This is a genomic window from Kitasatospora sp. NPDC048194, assembly GCF_043202455.1.
In the GTDB taxonomy this organism is placed as follows: domain Bacteria; phylum Actinomycetota; class Actinomycetes; order Streptomycetales; family Streptomycetaceae; genus Kitasatospora.
Map to the genome: position 1 here is coordinate 84,219 of NZ_JBIDAK010000027.1, position 11,459 is coordinate 95,677.

At 73.0% G+C, this 11,459-nt stretch carries 12 protein-coding genes; 6 read left to right on the forward strand and 6 right to left on the reverse strand.

Annotated elements, in window-relative coordinates; translation table 11 throughout:
* The first annotated feature begins 122 nt into the window (after positions 1-122).
* From ACGF07_RS27255 to ACGF07_RS27265, 3 genes are all read left to right on the forward strand, one after another.
* On the forward strand, positions 123-365 hold the full coding sequence (locus ACGF07_RS27255; RefSeq protein WP_350749977.1) for a hypothetical protein: 243 nt from the start codon (positions 123-125) through the stop codon (positions 363-365).
* 174 nt (positions 366-539) lie between these two features.
* Complete coding sequence (locus ACGF07_RS27260; protein WP_350749980.1) at positions 540-1,256, forward strand: MOSC domain-containing protein; 717 nt, start codon at positions 540-542, stop codon at positions 1,254-1,256.
* Between the two features lie 253 nt (positions 1,257-1,509).
* On the forward strand, positions 1,510-3,615 hold the full coding sequence (locus tag ACGF07_RS27265; protein WP_392902855.1) for a hypothetical protein: 2,106 nt from the start codon (positions 1,510-1,512) through the stop codon (positions 3,613-3,615).
* A 131-nt stretch (positions 3,616-3,746) separates the two neighbouring features.
* On the opposite strand, the gene ACGF07_RS27270 is transcribed toward ACGF07_RS27265, so the two are convergent.
* The gene (locus ACGF07_RS27270; protein ID WP_392902885.1) at positions 3,747-4,031 is read right to left on the reverse strand and encodes a VOC family protein; all 285 of its coding nucleotides are present in this window, start codon (positions 4,029-4,031) and stop codon (positions 3,747-3,749) included.
* A 68-nt stretch (positions 4,032-4,099) separates the two neighbouring features.
* Positions 4,100-4,906 carry a TetR/AcrR family transcriptional regulator gene (locus tag ACGF07_RS27275; protein WP_350748001.1) on the reverse strand — a complete coding sequence of 269 codons (807 nt, stop codon included), beginning with the start codon at positions 4,904-4,906 and terminating at the stop codon, positions 4,100-4,102.
* 112 nt (positions 4,907-5,018) lie between these two features.
* Here ACGF07_RS27275 and ACGF07_RS27280 point away from each other — a divergent pair, with 112 nt between their 5' ends.
* Positions 5,019-6,245: an FAD-dependent oxidoreductase gene (locus ACGF07_RS27280; RefSeq protein ID WP_392902858.1), complete on the forward strand. Its 1,227-nt coding sequence runs from the start codon at positions 5,019-5,021 to the stop codon at positions 6,243-6,245.
* A gap of 267 nt (positions 6,246-6,512) precedes the next feature.
* On the opposite strand, the gene ACGF07_RS27285 is transcribed toward ACGF07_RS27280, so the two are convergent.
* From ACGF07_RS27285 to ACGF07_RS27300, 4 genes are all read right to left on the reverse strand, one after another.
* Complete coding sequence (locus tag ACGF07_RS27285; RefSeq protein ID WP_392902861.1) at positions 6,513-7,037, reverse strand: transposase; 525 nt, start codon at positions 7,035-7,037, stop codon at positions 6,513-6,515.
* 168 nt (positions 7,038-7,205) lie between these two features.
* Positions 7,206-7,676, reverse strand: a complete 471-nt coding sequence (locus tag ACGF07_RS27290) for an HIT family protein (RefSeq protein ID WP_392902864.1) — start codon at positions 7,674-7,676, stop codon at positions 7,206-7,208.
* Between the two features lie 4 nt (positions 7,677-7,680).
* Positions 7,681-8,577: a menaquinone biosynthesis prenyltransferase MqnP gene (mqnP, locus tag ACGF07_RS27295; protein ID WP_392902867.1), complete on the reverse strand. Its 897-nt coding sequence runs from the start codon at positions 8,575-8,577 to the stop codon at positions 7,681-7,683.
* Positions 8,574-10,031 carry a menaquinone biosynthesis decarboxylase gene (locus ACGF07_RS27300; protein WP_350747989.1) on the reverse strand — a complete coding sequence of 486 codons (1,458 nt, stop codon included), beginning with the start codon at positions 10,029-10,031 and terminating at the stop codon, positions 8,574-8,576. Before ACGF07_RS27300 ends, mqnP begins: the two co-directional genes overlap by 4 nt.
* A 98-nt stretch (positions 10,032-10,129) precedes the next feature.
* Between ACGF07_RS27300 and ACGF07_RS27305 the strand changes: the two genes are divergently transcribed.
* Together ACGF07_RS27305 and ACGF07_RS27310 are read left to right on the forward strand one after the other, a co-directional pair.
* A complete protein-coding gene (locus ACGF07_RS27305; protein WP_392902869.1) occupies positions 10,130-10,606 on the forward strand; it encodes a PLD nuclease N-terminal domain-containing protein in 477 nt (158 codons plus the stop codon).
* Between the two features lie 449 nt (positions 10,607-11,055).
* Positions 11,056-11,459 (forward strand): carboxyl transferase domain-containing protein (locus ACGF07_RS27310; protein ID WP_392902872.1); only part of this gene is annotated, 404 nt, incomplete at its 3' end.

The following is an 11,459-nucleotide window of genomic DNA, read 5'->3' on the forward strand; positions in this document are numbered from 1 at the left end:
GTGGGGGGGGGGGGGGGGGGGGGGGGGGGGGGGGGGGGGGGGGGGGGGGGGGGGCCCGGGGGGGGGGGGGGGGGGGGCGGCCCCCCCCCCCGACACCCGATCCGGGCCCGGACGACCCTGCGGTGGCGGCGCTGCTCGCCGACCTCGCCGACGAGCACGACCAGTCCGCCGAGGAGCCGACGCTGGCCGCCCACCGGGTGCTGCTGGGGGCGGACGGCGGCGGGGTGATCGCCGAGAACCTGACCGACCTGCGGGCGCTGCTGGAGGCGCAGGAGGCGGGGCGACCGGTGGAGGTGTCGCTGTTCCCCCTGCGGTTGCAGGCGGCGGACGGCGCACCGGTGCGGGCGGTGGCCCGGCTGGGCTGAGCGGGCGGTGCCCGGCCGGGCTGAGCGGGCGGTGGACCGGCTGGGCTGAGCGAGCGGTGGACGGGCCGGGGTGAGCGGGCAGTGGACGGGCCGGGGTGAGCGGGCCCGCCGCCCCACCGAGACGCGGGACTTGGTCTAGACCATCCCCCGGTGGCGCCAGTACGCTGTCCGCCCATGGCTGAGATCATCGGAGTGATCGAGCGACTCTGGCGCTACCCCGTGAAATCCACCGGCGGCGAGCGGCTCCACTCCGTCGAGGTGGACGTGCGCGGCCTGGCCGGCGACCGCCTCTACGCCGTCCGCGACTCCTCCGGCAAGCTCGGCTCCGGCAAGACCACGCGCCGCTTCCGCCGGATGGACGGCCTGCTCCGGCTCTCCGCCCGCCTCGGCCGCCGGATCGACGGCCCCGAACTGTTCGACCCGCTCGGCCGCCCCGTCGACCGGCCCGCCGCCTTCCTGCGGGCCTACCTCCAGCGCGGGGACGTCGAACTCGCCCGCGAGGACGCCGTCTCGCACTTCGACCGGCTGCCGGTCAGCCTGCTCACCACCGCCACCCTGGACTGGGTCCGCGAGGCTGTCCCCTTCGCCGTGGTGGACGAGCGGCGGTTCCGCCCCAACATCGTGCTGCGCACCCCGCCCGGCACCCCGCCGTTCGTCGAGGACAGCTGGCTCGGCCGCCGGGCCCGCGCCCAGGCTCCGGACGGCGCGGGGCTCGCCTTCGTCGCCTCCAGCGAGCGCTGTGCGATGACCGCCGCCCCCCAGCCGGGGCTCCCGCACGCCCCCGAGATCCTCAAGGCGATCGTGCACGCCCACGACGGCCGCCTGGACGCCCTGGCCGAGGTGGCCGCCCCGGGACGGCTCCGGCTGGGCGACCGGCTGGTCCTGGACTGAGCCGGGCTGCCCCGAGCTGACGGAACCGCAGCTCAGAGCCCGCTCGGAGGTCCTCCGGAAAAACTCCGAACCCACCTGCAACCACCGGGGGCCCCGCACGTCTATGTGAGTGAGCGGCGGGGAGCCGCCGGAGCGGACCGCAGGCGACACCGGGGACACAACCCCGGACCTCGGATCCGACCGAAACCGTGATGATCGACCGGCGGCGGAACACTGCCGGGCGCAACACCCTGGGGGTATCCAGATGTCCGTCGTGCGTGCACGCCGTTCCCGCTCCACCGTCGTCACCGCCGCGACCCTGGGCGCGCTGCTCGCCACCGGCGCCCTCATCGCTTCCCCGGCCGCCTACGCCGCCGACGCACCGGCCGCCACTTCCGCTGCCACCACCAACGCCGCCACCGCCGCTGCCACCGCCCCCGCCACCGCGTCGGCCGAGCCGACCGCCCGGGCCACGGCCGAGGCCGGCAGGCCGTCGCTGGCGGTCAACCCGCCGGCGTCGATCGGCAACGGCGGCCGCCCGGTCGAGTTCACCGAGACCGTCACCAACCCGGGCAGCGCCGAGGCCTCCTTCACGCTGAAGCTCGACGCCAGCAACCCGGCGGCCCGCTCGGCGGGTCGCCTCACCATCGACTACCGCGGTGCCGACGGCGGCTGGAAGCCCGTCGAGCTGGCCTTCGGCCAGGACGACACCGGCTTCCGCTTCAGCGGCGAGATCCCGGGCGTGACCGTCGCCGCCGGGTCCACCAGGACCCTCCAGCTGCGCATGGCGGCCCCGCTCAACAACGACTGGACCTCGGTGACCGGGAACGTCCGGCTGCACTCCGCGATCGTGGACGCCGGCAAGGCCGTCGTCTCCGAGAGCACCAAGGACGTCGCGCTCAAGGCCGTCACCGTCCAGGTCGGGAACGCCCCGGCCACGGCCGTCGTCGGCGGTGCCCCGGTCGAGTTCGACGTCACCTTCACCAACCCCAGCGCCTCGGGCTACGACAACGTCTCCCGGGTCGTACAGACCGACAAGCACACCACGCTCCAGGTCCGGAAGGCCGACGGCGGCTGGCAGGACGTCACCGCCACTCCCTCCTCCCAGCCGGGTTCCGCCCAGGTCACCTACCACCTCACCGACGACAGGACCCTCGCCCCGGGGGCCGCCGAGACCCGGCACGTCCGCCTCGCCTTCGCGGCCGACGCCCCCCTCGGCACGGTGTACGTCGACGGCAAGGCCGTCCTCGGCGAGGGCGGCCCGTCCATGCCCGCCCACGTGGGCCCCCAGGCGTTCCCGGTCCGGCTCACCGCCACCCCGGCCGCCACCGCCGCGACGCTGACGGTCCAGGCGCCGGCCTCGATCGGCAACGGGGGCAAGCCGGTCGAGTTCACCGAGACCGTCACCAACCCGGGCGGCGCCGACGCGTCGTACACGCTGAAGCTGAAGGCGAGCAACCAGTGGGCCCGGTCGAAGGACCGCATCACCCTCGAGTACCGCGACGCCGACGGCACCTGGAAGCCCGTCGCGCTGAACTTCAGCGCCGTCGACAGGACCTTCGACTTCGCCGGTGAGATCCCCGGCGTGACCGTCGCCGCCGGGGCCACCAGGACCCTCCAGCTGCGCATGGCCGCCCCGCTCAACAACGACTGGGCCGCTCAGAGCGGCACCGTCGAGCTCCACTCCGCGATCGTGGACGCCGGGAACACCGTCGTCTCCGAGAACACCGAGGACGTCGCCCTGAAGGCGCTCGAGGTGAAGGCCGCGAACACCCCGAACACCGCTGTCGTCGGCGGCGCCCCGGTCGAGTTCGACGTCATCGTCACCAACGCGAGTGCCTCGGGCTACGACAACGCCTCCCTCGTCGTGCTGGCCGACGCGCACAGCAGCCTGCAGGTGCGGAAGGCGGACGGCGGCTGGGAGAACGTCACCGGCACCGCCGGCCCGCAGGCGGGCAGCCCGGTCGCCTACCACCTCACCGGGGACAGGAACCTGACGGCCGGCGCGACCGTCACCAAGCACGTCCGCCTGGCCTTCACCACCGGCGCGCCGCTCGGCAAGAAGGTGAACTACGTCAACCCGGAGGTCATCCTCGGCGAGGGCGGCCCGTCCATGCCCGCGTACGTGGGGCCGCAGGGCTTCCTGGTGGACCTCACCGACGCTCCGGCCGGTGGCGCCGACGACAGCACCGGTACCGCCGTCAAGGCCGGTCTCCTGACCACTGACGACGGCTCCGGCTCCACCGGTGGCCGGCTGACCGGCGGCGAGCTCGCCCACACCGGTTCGGACGGCGTGCTGCGGTCGGTGGCGGGCGCCGCCGCGCTGCTCGTCAGCGGCATCGGCGCGGTCTTCTTCGCGCGGCGCCGCCGCAGCGCCTGATCCCGGTCCGGCCCCGCTCCCGAGCCCCGACCTCCAGCACCGTCCGGGGGCCGGGGCTCGGCGCTTCCCGGCCCCGGGGCGCGGTCAGGTCCGGTCCGGCGCGGTGGGGCCGGACCGGGCCTGACCGCCGATCAGGCAGAAGGGTGCCCGGCCGGGTCCGCGTAGACGCGCCGGCCGCCGAGGTCGCGGAGCCGGACGGCGCCGAGGGCGAGCACCCGGGTTCGGCGGCGTCGAGGTCCGGCACGTCGACGTCCGGGTGCGCCTGCTGCGGGTGCGCCAGGTCGGGCCGGCAGGGGCGGGCGGTGGTCGGTGACGGCCTGGAAGCAGAGCACCGTGCAGTCGTCGAGGTGCAGGGTGGACCAGTCGGCGCCGAGCAACCAGCGCCGGTCCGGGCGGTCGACCTGGCCGCCGAGCAGCGCGGCCTAGAAGCGGGCGAGGACGGCCGGCTCCGGGCAGTCGAGCACCAGGCACTGCAGCCTGCCGATCACGACTCTCCCCGGGGTGTTCCGCCGTCGGGCCCGGCCGGGGCGACCGCCCGCAGGTAGGCATCGGCGAAGAGGGCGGAGGCCTCCTCCAGCGAGGGCAGGTCGGTGCCGAGCGCCGGTTCGAGCACCGGACGCAGCAGCACGTGGTTGAGCATCGGGCCGAGCAGCAGCTGCACCAGCACCGTGAGCGGCAGCGGCCGCAGCCGCCCGGCCTCCACGTGGGGCAGCAGCAGCCGGCCGAGGCCGTCGACGATCTGCGGCATGTTGGCCGCCATCATCCGGGCGGCGGGGCCGTCCGGGCGGCTGAGCAGGTCGGCGAAGACCGCCGGCATGATCCGCGGCTCGTCGCAGAAGGCGGCCAGGAAGTTCCGGTGGAGCAGCCGGACGGTGTCCTCCAGCCGTGCCGGCGGGTCGGCCGCCAGCGCCTCCAGGTCGGGCAGCGGGCCGTACCGGCGGAAGACGGCGGCGAGGAGGCCGTCCCGGCCCTCGAAGACGGTGTGGAGGCTGGGCAGCGAGCACCCGGCGCGGTCCGCGACCGCGTCCAGGGTGACCCCACCGAGGCCGCGTTCGGCGACCAGGTGGGCCGCCGCCTCGGTTGCCCGCTCCCGGACCGGCGGCCGGCCGCCCGGGTCGACGCCCGCCTTCCGGACCGCCTCGTCCAGCGGTGCCCGGGAGCCGCCGAGCCGCCGCAGCAGCGTGCTGCGCGAGATTCCGGCCGCGGCCGCGATCGCCGTCAGCGGGACGTCCGCGACGTCCTGGCTCCGTTCCTTCGCCGCTCTGAGGGCGGCCGACACCAGATCCTCCATGTGGAACATGGTACTACTTGACACCTGGGACGGTTCCACAGACTCTGTGTATGCGAGTTCCAAGCGGATGCCGCCAGGGGAACGGGGGCTCGCGGATCGAGGGGAGAGAGCCATGAGCGTCGTCATCTCCGGAGGCGGACCGGCCGGGATGGTGCTGGGCCTGCTGCTGGCCCGGGCCGGCATCGAGGTGACCGTGCTGGAGAAGCACGGCGACTTCCTGCGGGACTTCCGGGGCGACACCGTCCACGCCTCCACCGTGCGGCTGATGGACGAACTCGGCCTGGGCCGGAAGTTCGCCGAGCTGCCGCAGAGCCGACTCGGCAACCTCGTGGTGCCGGTGCCCGGCCTCGGACGGGTCGCGCTGAGCGCCTTCGACAAGCTCCCCGCGCCGTACAACTACATCGCGATGATCCCGCAGTGGGACCTGCTCGACTTCCTGGTGACGCAGGCCCAGCAGGAACCGACCTTCACCATCCGGATGAACGCCGAAGCGACCGGCCTCGTCCAGGAGGGCGGCCGGGTGGTCGGCGTGCGCTACCGCACCCGCGACGGCGAGGAGGGCGAGATCCGGGCCGCGCTCACCGTCGCCGCCGACGGGCGGCACTCCACCCTGCGCCGGGCGGCCGGACTGGTGCCCGAGGAGTACCCGGTGCCCTTCGACGTCTGGTGGTTCAGGCTGCCCCGGCACGCCGACGAGCAGTCCGCGCCGCCCAGCCTCATCCCCGGGTTCGGGGAGGGCGAGATGGCCATCAGCCTGACCCGCGACGACTACTTCCAGATCGGCTACTTCCTGCCCAAGGGGGCCGACGCACAGCGGCGCGCCGAGGGCATCGAGCGGTTCCGCGAGCGGATCGCCCGGGTGTTCCCGCAGTACGCCGACCGCGTGGACCAGTTGGCGGGCCTGGACGACGTCCACCTGCTCGACGTCAGGCTCAACCGGCTCGACCGCTGGTACACGGACGGGCTGCTGCTGATCGGCGACGCCGCCCACGCGATGTCCCCGGCCGGCGGGATCGGCATCAACCTCGCCATCCAGGACGCCGTCGCGGCCGCCACCCTGCTCGCCGAGCCGCTGCGGCGCGGTCGGCCGACGCCCGCCGCCCTGGCCCGGGTGCAGCGGCGGCGCCAGTGGCCGACGGTGGCACTCCAGCGGATGCAGCGGATCCTGCACGGCGTCATGTTCCAGCCGGTGCTCAGCGGTCGGCGGGCCGGGCCGCCCGTCCGGTTCGTGCTGCTCACCCGCCACGTCCCGGCGATCCGGCTCGGCCTCTCACGGATGATCGCGATCGGCCCGCGCCCGGAGCACGCCCCGGCCTTCGCCCGCCGCCCAGCCGCGTAGCGGACGCCGCCGGGAGGGCGCGGCGCTCCCCCAACTGGTCAACCGCCAGCAGCAACGGCGATCGGGCGCACCTCGCCCGAGGCCAACGAGCGGCCGGCCCAGCCGGTATCCGGACGGGAGACCACGCGCGAGAAGTCGACCCGGCCGACTTCTCGCGCGGCCGGGCGCCGAGGTGGGCGACGCCCGCGCAGCGGGAGTCCCGTGATTGGGGCAGCTCAGCACCAGAAGTCGACTCGGCGACTCTGCTGGCGAAGTATTTGATCTAGGTCAGGCTGCCGTTGCGATGCCGTGTTGGGTGCATAGTGCGTGGATGCGGGTGGGGCGGTGGGCTGGCCGGGGTGTGGTGTCGAAGTGGGTGCCGAGTCGGCTGATGTTGATGGCCATGCCGGTGAGGACGTTTTGGAGGTGGGTCTTGGCGAGGCCTCGGTAGCGGGAGCGTCGCAGGCCGGGACCTCGGACCGCTTGTGAGACGGTGCCTTCGATGCCGGCGCGGGCCCGGTAGGTCTCGCGCCATTGGGGAGTGTCCTGTTCGGCCTGCATCCGCATCCGTGTCGTGTGGATGGGTTCGGGGTGGATCTCCAGGACCCGGCCGAGGTGGGGGGCGGCGGTGGTGCACTGGGCGCGGATGGGGCAGGGCCGGCAGTCGGCTCGGGCGAAGGCGACGCGCCCACACCCACCCCGAGCGACTTCGCCAGCAGAGTCACCCGGCCGACTTCCTGCGCACCGCAGAACGGGCCTTAAGGCGGGACGGACGCCCGAGGGCAACCGTTGGGGGTCTCGATTCCCGGCCATGGCCGACCAGGAGCGGGAAGTCGGGCGGCCCGACTTCTCGCGCGGCCGGGGGCCGGGGGCGGGCGACGCCCGTGCAGCGGGAGTCCCGCTATGGGGTCCACTCCGCACCAGAAGTCGGCTCGGCCGACTTCTCACGCACCGGCCGGCAGCGGCAGCGGCAGCGGGCCGTCAGGCGGACGCGTCCAGTTCGGCGGTGAGGGCGGCGCGCAGGGCGTCGTGGGGCGGGCCGAGGGCGTACCGCGGGTCCTGCCAGTGGGTGGGCGGGTAGAGCCAGACGGGCCGCTGGACGATCCCGGCCGGCTCCCAGTCGTAGCGGGGCCAGACGTGGGCGTGCAGGAACGGGTCCTTGTTGCCGAGGATCTCGATGTTCACCCGGCGGAAGGCCGGATCGGCGGCGCGGCAGGCCCGTTCGACGGCCTCGGCGAGGCGGTCGACGTCGGAGAGGTACGCGAGGCGGCGCGGGCGGGGCAGGTCGGTGAGCCGCTCCACGCCCGGCGTGTCGGTCAGCAGGACCGAGTAGCCGGGCAGGAACTGGACGTCTCCGATGACCGCGAAGCCGGCGTCCAGCCTCCGCAGCACGGTGGGGTTGCCGCCCCGCAGTGCGGCGCCGATCCGGTCCGTCCGCCAGTCGGCCGCCACGCGGTCAGATCCCGAGCCCGCGCACGATGAGGTCCATCAGCGCGAAGCAGAACAGCGAGATGCCCACGAACCCGTTGGTCTGGAAGAACGCCCGGTTGAGCCTCGACAGGTCGTTCGGCTTCACGATGGTGTGCTCGTAGACGAACGCGCCCGCGACGACCACGAGGCCGATCCAGAACGCCGCGCCCGCGTGCGTCAGGACGGCGAACCAGCCCAGCAGCAGCGTGGTGAGGACGTGGCAGACCCGCGCGCCCCGGATCGCCGCGGGGACGCCGAACCGGGCCGGGACGGACCGCACCTTGCCGTGGCGGTCGGACTCGACGTCCTGGCAGGCGTAGATGAGGTCGAAGCCGCCGATCCAGATGCCGACCGCCGCGCCGAGGACGACGGCCTCCCAGGACCAACTGCCCGTCACCGCGAGCCAGGCGCCCACCGGGCCCATCGCCTGGGCGAGGCCCAGGATCGCCTGCGGGAAGTCCGTGAACCGCTTGCCGTACGGGTAGACCACCATCGGCACCACCGCGACCGGCGCGAGCACCAGGCACAGCGGGTTGAGCATCGCCGCCGCGCCGAGGAAGACCACGAGCGCGACGGCCGAGCCGACGTACGCCGTCTTCAACGAGACCGCGCCGGTGACGAGTTCGCGCGACGCCGTGCGCGGGTTCCGGGCGTCGATCTCGCGGTCGATGATCCGGTTGGCGGCCATGGCGAAGGTGCGCAGGCCCACCATGCAGACCGTGACGATGAACAGCTCGCCCCAGTGCACCCGCTTGTCGGCGAGGAACATGGCCGTCAGCGCGGCGATGTAGGCGAAGGGCAGGGCGAAGACCGAGTGCTCGATCATCACCAGGCGCAGGAACGCCCTGGTGCGCCCCGGGGTCTCGACTGCTGCCGTGCTCACAGGCCGTACTCCTTCCAGCGGCGCGAGACGAGTGCGGCGGTGGCCGGGTCCGAGGAGACCATCTCCGGCCAGCCGCCGTCCCGGGTGTAGCCCTCCTCCGGCAGCTTCCTGGTCGCGTCGATACCGGCCTTGCCGCCCCAGAACTGCTGGTAGGAGGCGTGGTCGAGGTGGTCGACCGGGCCTTCCACCACGGTGAGGTCCCGGCTGTAGTCGACGTTGCCGAAGGCGCGCCAGGCGACTTCCTGGTAGTCGTGCACGTCGCAGTCGGAGTCCACCACGATGATCAGCTTGGTCAGCGACATCATGTGGGCGCCCCAGATGGCGTGCATCGTCTTCTGGGCGTGCTTGGGGTACTTCTTGTCGATCGAGACGATCACGCAGTTGTGGAAGCCGCCGGCCTCGGGCAGGTCGTAGTCGACGATGTCCGGGATGATGATCTTCAGCAGGGGCAGGAAGAAGCGCTCGGTGAACTTGCCCAGCGGGCCGTCCTCCGTCGGCGGGCGGCCGACCACGATGGACTGCAGGATCGGACGGCGGCGCATCGTCACGCAGTCGATCGTGAGCGCCGGGAACGGCTCCTGGGGCGTGTAGAAGCCGGTGTGGTCGCCGAAGGGCCCCTCCGGGAGCAGTTCGCCGGGCTCCAGCCAGCCCTCCAGCACCACCTCGGCGTCGGCCGGGACCTGCAGCGGGACGGTCTTGCAGTCGACCATCCGCACGCGCTCGCCCGCGATGAACCCGGCGAAGAGGTACTCGTCGATGTCCCCGGGCAGCGGCGCGGTGGCGGCGTAGGTGACGGCCGGCGGGCAGCCGAAGGCGATCGCGACCGGGAGGCGCTCACCGCGCTTGGCCGCGACGGCGGCGTGGTTTCGGCTGTCCTTGTGGATCTGCCAGTGCATGCCGATGGTCCGGCGGTCGTGCCGCTGGAGCCGGTAGAGGCCGAGGTTGCGGATGCCGGTGTCCGGGTCCTTGGTGTGGGTGAGGCCCAGGTTGAAGAAGGAGCCGCCGTCCAGCGGCCAGGTGAAGAGGGCGGGCAGCTGGTCCAGGTCGACGTCCTCGCCGGTGAGCACGACCTCCTGCACCGGGGCGTCGCCGGACTTCACGTGCCGGGGCGGGACGTGCGCCATCGAGGCGAGCTTGCCGAAGGCGTCCCGGAAGCCGGTGAAGCCCTGGGGCAGTTCGGGCTTGAGCAGTCCGGCGATCTTCTCGGAGATGTCGTCCGGGCCCTTGAGGCCGAGCGCCTTGGCCAGTCGGCGCTCGGTGCCGAACACGTTCATCGCCAGCGGCATCGACGAGCCCTTGACGTTCTCGAACAGCAGCGCCGGGCCCTTGGCCTTCTGCACCCGATCGACGATCTCGCCGATCTCCAGGTGGGGGTCCACCTCCACCTTGATGCGCTTGAGGTCGCCTTCACGGTCGAGGGCCCGCAGAAACGAGCGGAGATCGTCGTATGCCATGTCTGTCAGTATCCGCCACCCGATAGCCTGGCTTGCGTCAAGGGCCCCGGGGAGGCGCCCGCCGCCGCTACCGCCGTCGCCGGGGGGAGATCGCAGCCGTGCTGAGGATTCTTCTGACCATCGTCCTTCCGCTCGCGCTGTGGGTGTGGGCGTTCATCGACTGCCTGGTGACCCCCGAGGACGAGGCGAAGCACCTGCCGAAGCCGATCTGGCTGATCATCGTCCTGCTGTTCCCGCCCTTGGGTCCGATCGCCTGGCTGGTGGCCGGCAAGCAGCGCGGCTTCCTGCGGGCGGGGGCGCCCGGCGGCCACCCGGGGGCGCCGACCGGCTCCGCGCGGCGCGGGCGCCCGCTGGCGCCGGACGACGACCCGGAGTTCCTGGCCTCGCTCAGGAGCGACCGGCCCGGGGGCGACCGGCCGAGGAGCGACCGGCCCGAGGGCGACCCGTTGAAGGGGAGCGACAACCGGAGCGCCCAGGAGCACGAGGACATGCTGAAGCGGTGGGAGGCCGATCTGCGCCGCCGCGAGGAGGAGCTGCGGGGCGGGGACGAGCCGGAGGACGGTCGGAAGAGCTGATCGGAGCCGATGGACGCTCCCTCGGACAGCCCACCCGGGACGGCTCGGGTGGGCTTCGGCGTTTTTGGCGCTTCCCTACGACTGAGGGCCCCGGCGCGCGGGTCCGACCCGGGGCCGGGACGGACTTGAGCGCTGCTTGAGCACCACCCTAGATGGCCGCCCTACATTGGGGAGAGACAGCCCTGACCTGCACTTTTCTTCATGCTCAGATCATCGGACCATCGCCCGCACGACAACTCTCGGTATTCGAACACGCACCGAGTGCTGAGACCCCGGCCCGACCGTTTCTGTCCAGCCCTCACAGCTAAACGAACTCGACCTTGTACGGAATCGACGCCGAAACCAGCGCACGGCCCCTCGTACAGTCATAAGTGAAGAAAGTGATTCGCAGCTGGGGGCACGCAGACGTTGGCTGTCGGACAGTTCCCTCACCCTTGGAGTGGTTCGAGATGACGGTTGTGCATGAGGCGCCGGTCGGCGGCGAGGTCCCCGAGGTCCCGGCCGACGCCCACGGGCGGGTCGCCGAGCTGCGCGAGCTCCGCGAGAAGGTGCGGCGGGGCCCGAGCGAGAAGGCCACCGAGGCCCAGCACGCGAAGGGCAAGCTGACCGCGCGGGAGCGCATCGAGCTGCTGCTGGACGAGGGCTCCTTCCACGAGGTCGAGCCGCTGCGCCGGCACCGCGCCCAGGGCTTCGGCCTGGAGGCCAAGAAGCCGCACACCGACGGCGTGATCGTCGGCTGGGGCACCGTGCACGGGCGCACCGTCTTCACCTACGCCCACGACTTCCGGATCTTCGGCGGTGCGCTGGGCGAGGCCCACGCGCAGAAGATCCACAAGATCATGGACATGGCCAT